This window comes from Antarctobacter heliothermus (assembly GCF_900188425.1).
GTDB lineage: Bacteria > Pseudomonadota > Alphaproteobacteria > Rhodobacterales > Rhodobacteraceae > Antarctobacter > Antarctobacter heliothermus.
On sequence record NZ_FZON01000004.1, the window covers coordinates 158160 to 172487 of the forward strand.

14 protein-coding genes are annotated in these 14328 nt (G+C 62.6%); 8 read left to right on the forward strand and 6 right to left on the reverse strand.

Annotation, left to right across the window (positions count from 1 at the left end):
* The 4 genes from CHB90_RS03755 to CHB90_RS03770 all read right to left on the reverse strand — a co-directional run bounded on the left by CHB90_RS03755 (window position 1) and on the right by CHB90_RS03770 (window position 6241).
* Window positions 1-1587: a monovalent cation/H+ antiporter subunit D gene (locus CHB90_RS03755; RefSeq protein ID WP_089276515.1), complete on the reverse strand. Its 1587-nt coding sequence runs from the start codon at window positions 1585-1587 to the stop codon at window positions 1-3.
* Window positions 1584-1934 carry a Na+/H+ antiporter subunit C gene (locus CHB90_RS03760; protein WP_089276516.1) on the reverse strand — a complete coding sequence of 117 codons (351 nt, stop codon included), beginning with the start codon at window positions 1932-1934 and terminating at the stop codon, window positions 1584-1586. The genes CHB90_RS03755 and CHB90_RS03760 overlap by 4 nt, the downstream gene beginning before the upstream one ends.
* A 1-nt stretch (window position 1935) precedes the next feature.
* Complete coding sequence (locus tag CHB90_RS03765) at window positions 1936-4800, reverse strand: monovalent cation/H+ antiporter subunit A (protein WP_089276517.1); 2865 nt, start codon at window positions 4798-4800, stop codon at window positions 1936-1938.
* A 406-nt stretch (window positions 4801-5206) separates the two neighbouring features.
* The gene (locus tag CHB90_RS03770) at window positions 5207-6241 is read right to left on the reverse strand and encodes an NAD-dependent epimerase/dehydratase family protein (RefSeq protein ID WP_089276518.1); all 1035 of its coding nucleotides are present in this window, start codon (window positions 6239-6241) and stop codon (window positions 5207-5209) included.
* 94 nt (window positions 6242-6335) lie between these two features.
* Between CHB90_RS03770 and CHB90_RS03775 the strand changes: the two genes are divergently transcribed.
* The 8 genes from CHB90_RS03775 (at window position 6336) to CHB90_RS03810 (ending at window position 13759) form a co-directional block, all read left to right on the forward strand.
* Complete coding sequence (locus CHB90_RS03775) at window positions 6336-7082, forward strand: HpcH/HpaI aldolase family protein (protein WP_089276519.1); 747 nt, start codon at window positions 6336-6338, stop codon at window positions 7080-7082.
* A 65-nt stretch (window positions 7083-7147) separates the two neighbouring features.
* Window positions 7148-8047, forward strand: coding sequence for an NAD(P)-dependent oxidoreductase (locus tag CHB90_RS03780; RefSeq protein ID WP_089276520.1), 900 nt, complete (start codon window positions 7148-7150; stop codon window positions 8045-8047).
* Complete coding sequence (locus CHB90_RS03785; protein ID WP_089276521.1) at window positions 8044-8907, forward strand: sugar phosphate isomerase/epimerase family protein; 864 nt, start codon at window positions 8044-8046, stop codon at window positions 8905-8907. The genes CHB90_RS03780 and CHB90_RS03785 overlap by 4 nt, the downstream gene beginning before the upstream one ends.
* Before the next feature lie 116 nt (window positions 8908-9023).
* Window positions 9024-9773: a molybdate ABC transporter substrate-binding protein gene (modA, locus tag CHB90_RS03790; RefSeq protein ID WP_089276536.1), complete on the forward strand. Its 750-nt coding sequence runs from the start codon at window positions 9024-9026 to the stop codon at window positions 9771-9773.
* A gap of 3 nt (window positions 9774-9776) precedes the next feature.
* Window positions 9777-10469 (forward strand): molybdate ABC transporter permease subunit, encoded by a 693-nt coding sequence (modB, locus tag CHB90_RS03795; RefSeq protein ID WP_089276522.1) that lies wholly within the window; start codon window positions 9777-9779, stop codon window positions 10467-10469.
* Window positions 10469-11542: a molybdenum ABC transporter ATP-binding protein gene (gene modC, locus CHB90_RS03800; RefSeq protein ID WP_089276523.1), complete on the forward strand. Its 1074-nt coding sequence runs from the start codon at window positions 10469-10471 to the stop codon at window positions 11540-11542. The genes modB and modC overlap by 1 nt, the downstream gene beginning before the upstream one ends.
* 31 nt (window positions 11543-11573) lie before the next feature.
* A complete protein-coding gene (locus CHB90_RS03805) occupies window positions 11574-12239 on the forward strand; it encodes an SDR family NAD(P)-dependent oxidoreductase (protein ID WP_089276537.1) in 666 nt (221 codons plus the stop codon).
* Complete coding sequence (locus tag CHB90_RS03810; protein ID WP_089276524.1) at window positions 12233-13759, forward strand: cryptochrome/photolyase family protein; 1527 nt, start codon at window positions 12233-12235, stop codon at window positions 13757-13759. Before CHB90_RS03805 ends, CHB90_RS03810 begins: the two co-directional genes overlap by 7 nt.
* 67 nt (window positions 13760-13826) lie before the next feature.
* On the opposite strand, the gene CHB90_RS03815 is transcribed toward CHB90_RS03810, so the two are convergent.
* Both CHB90_RS03815 and CHB90_RS03820 read right to left on the reverse strand, forming a co-directional pair.
* Window positions 13827-13994, reverse strand: coding sequence for a DsrE family protein (locus CHB90_RS03815; protein WP_245823153.1), 168 nt, complete (start codon window positions 13992-13994; stop codon window positions 13827-13829).
* 50 nt (window positions 13995-14044) lie between these two features.
* Window positions 14045-14328: transposase (locus CHB90_RS03820; RefSeq protein ID WP_141135796.1), on the reverse strand; the 284-nt coding region annotated here is incomplete at its 5' end.

The following is a 14328-nucleotide window of genomic DNA, read 5'->3' on the forward strand; positions in this document are numbered from 1 at the left end:
CTAGTGCTCCTCTTCCGCGAGTGGGTCCGGCGCGTGCGGGTCCGGTGCCTCGGGCTTTTCGACCGGGGTCAGTACCGCGTCGATATAGCCATCCGGCTCAAACAACTGGGTTCCGGCGGCGCGCATGTATTCTGTAGCCGGACCCGCCAGCACCGCAAGCGCTGCCAACAGAGCCAGCAGGGCCATCGTCGGGCCAACCTCGGCGGCGGTAGCCGGGGCAGGACGCGGTTCGGCGTCGATGGGTTCGGCACCCTCGGGCACCCTCACAGCGGTGGATTTCCAGAACAGAATGCTGCCCGCGCGGGCAAAGCCCACGATGGTGACCAGCGATCCGATCAGGATACCGCTCCAGGCCCAGGGCATCAGTGTGGGGTCGCGCAGCGCATCAAGGATCAGCAATTTGCCGAGGAACCCGGACAAAGGCGGCATTCCGGCCATCGCGATGGCCCCGCCAAAGAACAGCGCCGCAAACAACCCGTTCTGCAACAGCGGCGGGCGCACGGACAGGGTGTCTGTGCCGCGCCGCGAAATCACCAGATCCGCCAGCAGGAACAAGGCGGCGGCGGAAAAGGTCGAATGCACAAGGTAGTATAGCGCGGTTTCGGTGGCATACGGGTCTTGCGGTGCGACCGCCAGCATCAGCGTGCCCATCGACCCGATGACTGAGAAGGACAATAGCGGCATCAACCGTTTCGCGGCCAGCACACCAATGGCACCCAGGGCGACTGTGACCATGGCCGCCGGGAACAGCCATTCCTCGACCAGCCCGGCGGTTGGCGACGATTGCGGCCCATAGGCCAACGTGTGCAGCCGGATGATTGCATAGGCACCGACCTTGGTCATGATCGCAAACAGCGCCGCCACCGGCGCTGGCGCATTGGCATAGGTGCCGGGCAGCCAGAACTGCACTGGGAACAGCGCCGCCTTGATCATGAAGACGATCAGCAGCAGCACCGCAGCCACCCGCACCATCGCGCCTTCCTCGGCGGGGATCAGCGGCACCTTGACCGCAAGGTCCGCCATGTTGAGCGTGCCGGTCGTCGCGTACATCGTCCCCAGCGCAAACAGGAACAGCGTCGACCCGGCCAGGTTCATCACCAGGTATTGCAGGCCCGCCTGAAGCCGCACCTTGCCGCCGCTGTGGACCATCAAACCGTAGGAGGCGATCAGCAACACCTCGAAAAAGACGAACAGGTTAAAGGCATCCCCGGTCAGGAACGCACCAAAGATACCCATAAGCTGGAACTGGTAGAGCGCATGAAAATGCCGCCCCTTGGCGTCCCATCCGGTGGCGATGACATGCCAGAGCACGATCAGCGCCAGCGTCGCGGTCAGTAGCACCATCATGGCGGACAGCCGGTCCAGAACCAGCACGATGCCAAAGGGCGCGGGCCAGTCCCCTAGACGGTAGACATGCGTTCCGCCGTCCGCCGCCCAAAAGGCCAGCCCCAGCGCGATGAAAAAGAGCGCCACGGTGCCCGCAGCAGAAGCCACGCGCGCCAAAACGATGTCGTGCCGCATGATATAGCCAAGCAGCGGTGCCAGTAGGGCTGGCAGCACGACAGGGGCGATGATCCAGTGATTCATACCGCGTCGTCCTCCGTCTCGGCGTCTTTCATGTCGATGGTGTCATTTCCGGCCTCCAGATAGGCCCCCAGTGAAAACATCACCAAGACCGCCGTCATCCCGAATGAGATCACGATGGCGGTCAGCACCAACGCTTGCGGCAGCGGGTCCGTATAAGTTGCGTCACCGTATTTTTGCAGGATCGGCGGCGCATTGATCGCCAGCCGGCCGGTCGAGAACAAAAAGACGTTCACGGCATAGGACAGCAGCGACAGCCCGAGGATCACCGGAAAGGCGCGCAGTCGCAGGATCAGGTAGACCCCGCCGGTTGTCAGTACCCCGATTGCGCTTGCGACAAGGATTTCCATTTCAGGCCTTTCCCTTCTCGACCATCTTCGCGGGGCGCGACGGGTCATAGTCCAGCGGTTCCAGGTTGACCGTCTCACCCGCATGGCGTGCCATGCGCGACAGGCTGTAGAGCATCAGCATCACCGCCCCCAACACACACAGGAAAACACCCAGATCAAACAGCGCAGCGGTGGCCAGCTCAAACTCCTCAATCGGAGGAATGTGGACATACCCAAACGCCGAGGTCAGGAACGGCGTCCCCGACAGCCAAGCCCCCGCTCCGGTCAGCCCGGCGATCACCACGCCCCAGCCGATCATGGCGTGGTATTCGAACTGCTGCCGCCGCATGGTCCAGGCAAAGCCCGAGGCCATGTACTGCATCAGCAACGCGATCGAGAATACCAGCCCGGCGACAAAGCCACCGCCCGGCTGGTTGTGGCCACGCAGGAAGATGTAGACACCCACCATCAGGGCGATGGGCATCATCACGCGGGTTGAAACCACCATCATCAGCGGGTGCCGGTCGTGTGAGCGGTCAAAGTTGTAACCCGAATTGCGCAGCCGCGCGCCGGCGGGGCCGCTCAGCAGCGCCTCCATCAGGGCAAAGATCACCAGACCTGCGATGCCCAGAACGATGATCTCGCCGTAGGTGTCATAACCCCGGAAATCGACAAGGATCACGTTGACCACGTTGGTGCCGCCGCCCTCCTTGTAGGAATTGGCGAGGTGATAGAACGAAATGCTGTCCAGATCGCGGGTCATAAAGGCATAGGCCAGCGATGCCACACCCACACCTGCCGCCAGCGCCACGGCCCCGTCCAGTAGACGACGCGGCGTGTCCTTTTCGACCGGGGTTGTCTTGGGCAGAAAATGCAGTGCCAGCAGCAGCAGCATGATCGTCACCGTCTCGACAGAGATTTGCGTCAACGCAAGGTCGGGCGCGGAGAGGAACACAAAGCCCGCAGAGACCATGAGGCCGATGACTCCCAGCACCACCAGCGCGCGGTAGCGCATGTGGTGTTGAAAGACGACGACCCCGGTGGCGCAGACCAGCAGCACCCAGCCCACGGCAAAGACCGGCGCAATCGGCAACATCTCTCTGGTCTGCGGGGCGATGCCGCCGCCCAGATACGCCATGTACCCGGCGGTGACGGTCGCAGCGGTGAAGATTGCCAGATAGCGGCTGATCGCGCCGTTGTGCAGATTGTCAGAGATCACGCGGCTGAGCGATACGCAGCCCGAGATGACAGCGTCAAACGCGGATTTGGCGTAGAACGGCCCGGCCTTGATCCATGCGGCGTCCAAGGGGCGGTGCAGCAGCAGCAAAACGGCACCCCCGGCAACGGCGATGATGGACATGTACAGCGCCGGCGTCAGCCCGTGCCAGATCTTGAGATGCGCGTGGGTGGTGTGCCCGGTGACGGCGCTGGCGGCCATGTTGACCACCGGCTCTGCAAGGAAGGGCGCAACGCCGATCAGCACCACGAAGATGCACAGGAACGCAGGCGACAGCCACATGCCCATGGGTGGATCATGCGGCTTGGACGGATAGTCGTCCCGCACCGGCCCGCCAAAGACGTGAAAGATGAACCGCAGCGAATAGGCCACCGAAAACAGCGCTCCGACCGTGGCCAGCACGGGCACGATCCACGGGTTTTCCCACCAGTTGGTGTGGCTGGCTTCTTCAAGCATCAGTTCCTTGGACAAGAAACCGTTGAACAGCGGAATACCCGCCATCGACAACGCGGCCACAATGCCGATCACGGCGGTGATCGGCATGAGTTTTGCCAATCCTCCCAGACGTTTGATGTCTCGGGTGTGCGCCTCATGGTCGATGATGCCGGCGGTCATGAACAGCGCCGCCTTGAATGTCAGGTGGTTGAGGATGTGGAACACCGCCGCGATGGCGGCCGCCTCTGTCCCGAATCCCAGCAGCATCGTCAGCAGGCCCAGATGTGAGACGGTCGAAAAGGCCAGCAGCCCCTTCAGGTCATCCTTGAACAGGGCGATCACGGCGGCAATCACCATGGTGACAAGGCCCGTGGTGGCGACCAGATAGAACCACAGCTCGGTCCCCGACAGCGCAGGCCACATGCGCGCCATCAGGAAGACGCCCGCCTTCACCATGGTGGCCGAATGCAGATAGGCCGACACTGGCGTGGGCGCGGCCATGGCGTGCGGCAACCAGAAATGGAACGGGAACTGCGCGGATTTGGTGAACGCGCCCAGCAGGATCAGGATCACGGCAGGGGTGTACCAGTCGGACGCCTTGATCAGGTCGCCCGCCGCCAGAATGTCCGTCAGGTTATAGCTGCCCGCGATATTGCCAAGGATCAGCATGCCGCCGATCATCGCAAGGCCACCCGCGCCGGTCACGGTCAGCGCCATGCGCGCGCCCTGACGGCCCTCTGGCAGGTGCTTCCAGTAGCCGATCAGAAGGAAGGAGGACAGCGAGGTCAGTTCCCAGAAAATGAGCAAAAGCAGGATGTTGTCCGAAATGACGATGCCCAGCATCGCGCCCTGGAACAGCAGCAGGTAGGTGTAGAACTGCCCCACCGGATCCTCACCCGACAGGTAATAGCGCGCATAGAGCGTGATCAGCAGGCCGACGCCCAGGATCATGCAGGCGAACATCAGCCCGAGACCGTCCAGGAAGAACGCCGCCTCCAGCCCCAGTTGGGGCAACCACGGGATGCTGAAGGTGTAGACCGTGCCGTTCAGGACGCCCGGCGCAAGCACGCCCAGCATCACAAGGGCCAGCACGGTGGGAACGGCGGTGAACGTGGCGGTGGCGGTGCGCCCCGCCCGGATCATGACACCGGGGATCAGCGCGCCGAGGAAAGGCAATAGCGCGATGATGGGCAGAAAACTGCTCTCAGAGGTCATTCACGTCTCCGCAGGGTCAGAAAATTGAGGTTTATTGCGAAAAGCCCGGGCAAATTGCAACGCTGTTTCCGCAAACGGCGGGGCAATGCCGCAGGAGCAAAGCAGGCAGGTGGGGTCACAGACCCGGCGCAGCGCACCACGGGTCACGCAACCCGCACGGGCAAAAGCGGAACAGCCGCGTCGTGCCCCAAGACAGGCCGGGGGTCGATATGATCCTCTGATCCGTCAAGATGCGGTGTGTCCCCTCTTTGCGCTGTTTGGGCGCGCCCCTGTGGATAGTGTGGGATCACCGGGCCCCACTGCAAGGTCAAAGCAGCTTTTTTTGGTCAGCTTTGACCTGCAAGCCGCGCCTGACCCCGGATTTCCTGCGAGATCGGTACGCAAAGCCCCATGGCCAAGGCCCTGCTCAGGGGGTCAGCGGGTCGGAACTGTTGCGCGAATAGTAGCCACGATACCAATCGACAAAACGGGCGACACCCTCGCGGACCGGTGTGGCAGGCGTGTAGCCGGTCAGCGCGCGCAAGAGTGTGGCATCCGCCCATGTCGCGGGAACGTCGCCGGGTTGCATCGGCATCAGGTTGCGCTGGGCACGCAATCCGGTTGCCGCCTCGATGGCCTCGATGAAAGCGGTCAGTTGTACTGGTTCAGAGTTGCCGATGTTCACGACGCGGTAGGGCGCCACGGGCGACAGGCTGTCGCCTACTGGCACGATGCCATCCGTGGGCCGTTCCGGCACCGCATCAATCAGCAATCTGATGCCTTCGACCAGATCGTCAATATAGGTGAAATCGCGGCTCATGTCGCCAAAGTTGTAGACGTCGATGGGCGCACCACGCAGGATTGCGTCGGTGAACTTGAACAGCGCCATGTCCGGTCGGCCCCACGGACCGTAGACAGTGAAAAAGCGGAACATGGTGGTCGGCAGCCCGTAGAGATGGGCGTAGGCGTGCGCCATCGATTCGGTGGATTTCTTGGTCGCCGCATAAAAGGATAACTGGAAATCGGCGCGGTCGGTCTCCTGATAGGGCATCGCCGTGTTAGCCCCGTAGGCCGACGAGGTCGATGCCAGCAGCAAGTGACGTGGCGGGTGAGCGCGCGCCGCCTCCAGCAATTCGAATGTCCCGATGATGTTTGACTCGAGGTAGGACCGCGGGTTGTCGATCGAATACCGCACCCCTGCCTGCGCGGCGAGGTGGATGACCATGTCCGGCCTTTCACGTTCGAACAGCGCGGCCATGCGGCCAGGATCCTCGACCCGGCCAAGTTCCGGCACGAAATCCCCCAAGGGCGCAAGTCGCGCATGGCGCGCGTCTTTTAGCGTGACATCGTAATAGTCGGTCAGGGCGTCCAGACCGATCACCCGCAACCCTTCGTTCAACAGGCGCGCACAAACGTGGTAGCCGATAAACCCTGCAGAGCCGGTGACAAGGGCAGTGGGCATGGCGCGTTCCTTTCGGGTGCGGGACATGACGTGGCGTTTGCCTGATCGCGTCCGATGCGTCTAGTGTCCGGTCGGATAGAGGAGAGGCACAAGAATGGAACTGAAAAAGAACACCTTCAAGGCGGCAATCCTGGAGCGGCGCTTGCAGCGCGGCATCTGGTGCAGCATCGCGGACCCGTTGGCGGCAGAGATGATGGCCACCTGCGGGTATGACTGGATGCTGTTCGATTGCGAGCATTCGCCGATGGACCCGATCCGCGTGCTGCCGATGTTGCAGGCGGTGGCGGCACATCCGGTCTCTGCACTGGCGCGGCCTGCCTCCCTGAATGCGCCTGAAATCAAGCGCCTGCTGGACATTGGCGCGCAGACGCTGGTTGTGCCCTATGTGCAGAACGCCGATGAGGCCGCGCAGGCGGCGGCGGCGATGACCTATCCGCCAGAGGGCATTCGCGGTGTTGCGGGTATGACCCGGGCAAGTGGTTTCGGGCTGATCCAAGGCTATCACGCCGCGGCACGGAATGAATTGTGCCTGATCGTTCAGGTCGAAACCGTCGAGGCGCTGGCAGAGATCGAGGCGATTGCCGACGTGCCGGGCATTGACGGGCTGTTCATCGGTCCCGCCGATCTGGCCGCCTCCATGGGCTATCAGGGTCAGCCGTCCCACCCCGAGGTGCAGGCGGCGGTCGTCGATGGCATCAAACGGATCAATGCAGCGGGCAAGCCTGCCGGGCTTCTGACCATGGATGCCGGTTTCGGGCAAAAGGCGATTGATGCGGGCGTTGCCTTTATCGCGCAGGATCTTGACCTGATCGCGCTGCGCCGCGGCCTGTCGCTGACCTGAATTTTGCCTCGCGTCATGGCTTCTCCCCGATAAGGTGATGAAAACCAATATGGGAGGAGAAGACCATGCGCTGTGGTGTGATCGGTTTGGGCGATATGGGCTCTGGCCTGGCCAAGAACCTTGTCAAAGGCGGGTTTGAGACCTGCGGATTCGACATGACCCCGGCGCGCAACGCCGCGCTGGCGGACATGGGCGGGACACCATTGCAAAGCGTGGCGCAGGTCGGCGCGGCGACGGATGTGGTCTTTGTCATGGTGATGACCGGCGCACAGGCCAAGGCAGTGATTTTGGGCGACGGCGGCCTTTTGGAGACAATGGCGCCCGGCGGCACCGTGATCCTGACCGCGACGATCAAGCCCTCCGAGGCGCGAGAGATCGGCACCGCGCTGGAGGGCACCAGCCTGCGTATGATTGACAGCCCGGTATCCGGCGGTTTTCCCGGGGCGCAGGGCGGCACGCTGACCATGATGGCGGCGGGCGCGCCGGACCTGCTGGACCACTGCGCGCCGGTGATGGATGCGGTCAGCGCCAGCATCCACCGTGTCGGCACGACGGCGGGTGAGGGCCAGACGGTCAAGGCCTGCCTGCAATCGCTGCTGGGGTCGATCTTTTCCGCCACGTTTGAGGCGGCGGCGCTGGCGGCCAAGGCGGGTGTGCCGGGGCAGGTGATCTATGACGTGTTTTCGACCTCGGGCGGGGGCTGCGGCATCGTCAACACCGCGCTGCAAAAGATCATCGACCGCCAGTTCGAAGGCACCGGAAGCCATATCAACACCATGCACAAGGATCTGACCATCTCGATGGGCATGGCAGAGGATCTGGGCGTGCCGCTGCACACCGCGGCCTCTGCGATGCAGATTTTCACCGCTGGACGGACCAAATATCCCAACGGCGACAACTGGGTCGCGACTCGCGTGATCGAAGAGATCGTCGGCGCGGAACTGCACCGGGAGGCGGCGAAATGAAACTGGGTGTCATCTGTGACGGCATCAGCCGCGATCTGGCGCATACCGTCGATGTGATGGACGAATTTGCCATCGACTACGCCGAGCTGCAATTTGTCTGGGACGCCGAGGTGGGCGACCATAGCCCGCAACAGGTGCGCGAGATCGACACCCTGTTGCGCGACCGGGGGCATCCGGTGTGCTGCCTGTCGCGGCACATTTTTGCGGGAATGACCAAGGACAACGTGCCGGGGGACGCCCTGCATGTGAAACACATGGATGCGCTCACGCGTGTGATCGACATGGCGCATGTGGTGGGCAGCCCGCTGGTGCGGATCATGACGCCGCGCAAGGAGCAGATCCTTTGGGGGCTGAACGGGGCTGAGAAATGGAACGTGGCGCACGGGGCCTGGGACGCGATGCTGCCGCTGATCGCGCCTGCGGTCGATGTTGCGCGCGAGGCCGGTGTGACGCTGGTCGTGGAAACCGGCAACGGCACGCTGGTCAACTCCAACTGGACGGCGCGCAAGCTGATCGACGATCTGGACGCACAGGATGCGCTGCAAATCCTCTGGGATCCCGCCAACAATTGCTGGTGCCACGAAACCTGCTACCCTGACGGCTATGACACCGCGAAGGATGGCTATATCGGGCATATCCACATCAAGGACGTGTTGGTCGACACCCCCAAAGCCACGCTAGAGGTGCGCCCGATGGGCGAGGGGCAACTTGCCGGGCAATATCCGCAATTGGCCGATGCGCTGCGGGCGGATGGATATGATGGGGTTGTGTCGTTCGAAAGCGTCTATCACCCCGGCAACGGTGATTTCGAGGCGGGCTTTCGCCAGAATGTCGGGCTGTTCAAGGACTTGTTCGGCTAGAGGATCTCTGATCCCTCTTGGCCCGAAAACTTGACTCTACCGAGGCACCGCCGCGCATTTTTTTGCCTGCGCTCTGGTGACGGTTCGCGCATCGTGCCAGATACTTCGGTGCAATGATGTGGATCTCAAGATTTTTTCTCGGCGGGGCGGTGTTTCTGGCGCTGCTGGCGCGGCCTGTAGTGGCCGAGCCTGTCACCGTGTTCGCCGCCGCCAGTCTGAAGACCGCGCTCGACGACGTAGCGGCAGGCTATGACGGTGAGGTGACCCTGTCCTATGCGGGATCGTCCATGCTGGCGCGACAGGTGCAACAGGGCGCGCCGGCGGATGTGGTTTTTCTGGCGAACACTGACTGGATGGACGTGTTGGAGGCAGACGGGCTTATTGCTTCGGGCACACGGGTCGATCTGCTGGGCAATCGGCTGGTTCTGGCGGGCCCCGCCGGTGCCGCCCCGGTCGAGATCGGGCCACAGCTGGATCTTGGGGCGATGCTGGGCGACGGACGGCTTGCCATGGCCCTGGTTCAGGCGGTGCCCGCGGGCATCTACGGCAAGGCGGCGCTGGAGTCGCTTGGCCTGTGGGCGGCGGTCGAACACCGCGTGGCACAGGTGGACAACGTGCGTGCGGCGCTGGCGCTGGTATCGTTGGGGCAGGTGCCGTTGGGTGTTGTCTATGCCACTGACGCGCTGGCCGATCCGCATGTCGATGCGCTTGGGGTGTTTCCCCAGTCCAGCCACCCGCCGATCCGCTATCCTGTGGCCGCCGTCGCGGGGCGTGAGGATGCCGGCGCCGCGTTCCTTGCCTTTCTGACCGGGCCTGAAGCGCGGACAATCTTTGCGGCGCACGGCTTTGCCGTGCTGGGTGACTGAGACATGGAGTGGCTCAGCCCGGCGGAATGGGAGGCAGTGCGCTTGTCGCTGCGGGTGTCGTTCTGGGCGACGCTGGTGGCGCTGCCATTCGGGTTGTTCGTGGCCTACGCGCTGGCGCGCTGGCGCTTTCCGGGCAAGCAGGTGGTCAACGGGCTGGTGCATCTGCCGCTAATCTTGCCGCCTGTGGTCACGGGCTATCTGTTGCTGCTGGTGTTTTCGCCGCGTGCCCCGGTGGGCGGGTTTCTGCAATCTCTGGGGATTTCGTTTGCTTTTCACTGGACGGGGGCCGCGCTGGCCGCTGGCATCATGGGCTTTCCCCTGATGGTGCGCGCCATGCGCTTGTCTATAGAGGCGGTAGACCCCAAGCTGGAACAGGCGGCAGCCACGTTGGGCGCATCGCGGATCTGGGTTTTTGCCACCGTGACACTGCCCATGGTGCTGCCCGGTGTGTTGGCCGGCAGCATCCTCGCCTTTGCCAAGGCGATGGGAGAGTTCGGGGCAACAATCACCTTTGTGTCCAACATTCCGGGGCAGACTCAAACGCTACCCTCGGCGATCTACGCCTTTCTTCAGGTGCCGGGGGGGGAGGCATCGGCGCTGCGTCTGGTTCTGGTGGCGGTGGTCGTGGCGATGCTGGCGCTGCTTTTGTCGGAATGGGTGTCGCGCCGGGTTGCCGCACGGGTCGGGGGCGCGTGATGCTAGAGGTCGCGGTCCGACACCGGCTTGGGGATTTCACGCTGGACGCGGTATTCGACGCGCCGCAGGGGCTGACCGTTCTGTTTGGCAGGTCGGGGTCTGGAAAAACCAGCGTTATCAATGCTGTGGCCGGGTTGATACGGCCCGATGCGGGACGCGTGCGCGTCGGGGACCGGGTGCTGGGCGACACGGCACAAGGCATCTGGCTGCCGCCAGACCGGCGCGGTCTGGGGTACATCTTTCAGGAAGGGCGGCTGTTTCCGCACCTGTCGGTGCGGCAGAACCTGCTTTACGGGCGCTGGTTTTCCCGCAGTTCCTTGCCGCTGGACCCGGTGGTCGAGATGTTGGGACTGGGCGGACTGTTGACCCGGCGGCCCGGCGCGCTGTCTGGCGGAGAAAAGCAGCGGGTGGCCATCGGGCGCGCCCTGCTGGCCGACCCTGGTCTGATCCTTGCGGATGAACCGCTGGCGGCGCTGGATGAGGCACGCAAGGCGGAAATCCTGCCCTATTTCGAGCGGCTCCGGGATGAGGCGCGCTGTCCGATCCTTTATGTCAGCCATTCCGCAGCAGAGGTGGCGCGGTTGGCGACAACTGTTGTCGTGTTGCAGGACGGTCGTGTGATCCGACAAGGCACGGCGTCAGAGGTGTTGAGCGATCCGGCCGTGACCCCTGCGGGCATCCGCGCCGTTGGGGCCGTGCTGGAGGCCCGCGTTGCGGCGCATCATGAGGACGGGTTGACCGAGTTGGATGCCTGTGGGCTGTCGTTGTTTCTGCCGCGTGTGCGGCAAGACATAGGCGCGCCCCTTCGCGTGCGCATTGCCGCACAAGAAGTGATCCTGTCGCGCAATCGACCCGAAGGGCTGTCCGCGCTCAACATATTGCCGGGAACGGTGGATTCGATCCGTGAGGGCGACGGACCGGGTGCGATGGTTTCGCTGGACACGGCGGCGGGCCGGGTGCTGGCGCGCATTACACGCCGATCGGCCGAGGCGTTGGGTCTGGCGCCAGGCGTCTCTTGCTTTGCCGTGGTCAAGACCGTTGCCATCGCGCGTGAAGATGTTGGCGGCGCTTGATGCCCAGTCGCTGACCGCTATCTGGCGTTTCATGAAAACTGCTTTGATCATCGGAGACAGCGGCGGCATCGGCGGGGCAATGGCCGCGCAGTTGCGCGCGACAGGGCATGCGGTCACTGGCCTGTCGCGGTCACGCGACGGGCTGGACGTGACCGATGAGGACAGTGTGCGCGGCGCGTTGGGTGGCCTGGACGGGCCGTTCGACCTGATCTTTGTCGCGACAGGCGCGTTGCAGATCGAGGGCGCAGAGCCGGAAAAGACGCTGAAGACTCTGGATGTCGGGGCCCTGAAAGATCAGTACCTTTTGAACGCGATTGGCCCGGTCATGGTGCTGAAACATGCGCAGCCACTGTTGCCCCGCGACCGACCCGCGGTCTTTGCGGTGTTATCGGCGCGGGTCGGGTCCATCGGGGACAATCGGCTGGGGGGGTGGTACAGCTATCGCGCGGCCAAGGCGGGGGTCAATCAACTGGTGCACAGCGCGGCGATCGAGATGGCGCGGACGCATCGACAGTTGGCCTGCGTCTGCTTGCATCCGGGCACGGTCGAAACCGCATTCACCGCAAAATACGCTAGCCGCTATCCGACGGTCACGGCAGAGCACGCGGCAGAGCGGTTGGTGGCGGTGATATCGGGGCTCACGGCCAAGGATACCGGAAAGTTTCTGGATTATGCCGGTCAGGAGATCCCGTGGTGAACCGTCTTGTCTTGGTTCTTGGGGACCAATTGAGTGAGCGGCTGGCCTCGCTCAGGTCGGCTGACAAGGCGCGCGATGTGGTGGTCATGGCCGAGGTCGCCGATGAGGCCGGGTATGTGCCGCATCACCCCAAGAAAATCGCGCTGATCTTTGCGGCAATGCGCAAGTTTGCGGCACGGCTGCGCGAGGACGGTTGGGACGTGCGGTATGCCGAACTGGACGACACCGAAAACGCCGGGTCCATCTGCGGAGAGCTCTTGCGCCGCGCCGAGGATACAGGCGCGACCGAAGTCATCGCCACTGAACCCGGAGAATGGCGTTTGATCAACGCCTTGCAGCATTGCCCGCTAAAGATTCGGATTTTGGAGGATGACAGGTTCATTGCCTCACACGCCGAGTTCGACCAATGGGCGGACGGGCGCAAGGCGCTGCGGATGGAGTATTTCTACCGCGAGATGCGGCGCAAGACGGGGCTGTTGTTGGACGGGGACAGGCCGGTGGGTGGTCAGTGGAACTATGACCACGACAACCGCAAACCGGCGCCGGACGAGGTGACGCATGACCCCCTCTGGTTTGAGCCGGATGAAGTTACCCAAGAGGTTCTGGACCTTGTCGATGCGCGCTTTTCCGACAATTTCGGGGTTTTACGGCCATTCGGATTTGCCACGGACCGAAAGCAGGCCCTGCGCGCGCTTGGGCATTTCGTGGATCATGCCCTGCCGCGTTTCGGCGATTATCAGGACGCGATCCTGGATGGGAACCGGTTTCTGTATCACTCGCTCTTGTCGGCCTACATCAATATTGGTCTACTGGACGCGCTGGAAGTGTGCCAAGCGGTCGAAAAGGCGTATGAAAAGGGCAGTGTCCCAATCAACGCCGCTGAGGGGTTCATCCGGCAGATCATCGGTTGGCGGGAATACATGCGCGGCATTTATTTCCGCGAGGGGCCGGAATATCCAACCCGCAACGCGTTGAAACATGACCGAACGCTGCCAGCCCTTTACTGGGGTGCCGGGACAAATATGCGGTGCATGGCCAAGGCGGTCGAGCAGACGCGCGACGAGGCATACGCCCATCACATCCAGCGGTTGATGGTGACGGGCAATTTCGGCCTTCTGGCGGGCCTTGATCCCGGCGCGCTGCACGAATGGTATCTAAGCGTCTACATTGATGCGTTTGAGTGGGTCGAGGCACCGAATACCGTGGGTATGAGCCAATTTGCCGACGGCGGTGTCATTGCCTCAAAGCCCTATGTGTCCTCGGGAAATTACATCAACAAGATGTCGGATCACTGTAAGCTGTGCGCTTATTCGGTGACGAAAAAGACGGGTGAGGGGGCCTGTCCGTTCAACCTGCTCTACTGGCATTTCATGGACCGGCACCGTGCAAGGTTTGAGCGCAACCCACGCATGGCCCAGATGTACCGGACGTTTGACCGAATGGACGCCGACAAGCGGGAAACCGTATTGAAAGAGGCGCAGGATTTTCTCGACCGGATGGATGCTGGAGAACGGGTTTGACACCACTCCAAAACGACAGGACTTGCGGCGCGCCATCGCCCACATCAGGCGATGGCGCAACGCTCTATCACGGCTTGATATAGGTGTAGCCGTCTTGTTGCAGCTTTGACAGTTCGGCTACGCCCGAGGGCACGATATCATCGTCCCAGACGTCATAGAGATCGTCGGAATAGTTGATATTGCGTCCTGTGAGGGTGTTGTTGCAGACGTGAAATTTTACGTTCTGAGATTTCAACCCGCCGATGACCGTCTGTGAGCTATGCCCGAAAGTTGGTGATGGCGTAATCAGGCGGCTTGGTTAAGTTGTTTGATCCCGTCTTTGAATGCAATCCCCTGGATGATCTCTGGCATGCGGTTTGCTCCGTCGAGTTTGCGCCATTTCGTCTGCGCTGACATCATCAGCTTGAACGCCATGGCAAGGCCGGTTTTACGGCTGAGACAACCCTTGGTTTTGCCTGTGCGATGTCGGACGGTGGCGAAGGTGCTTTCAATTGGGTTCGTCGTTCGGACATGTTTCCAGTGCTCGGCTGGGAAGTCATAGAATGCCAAGAGAACGTCGCGGTCTTTGG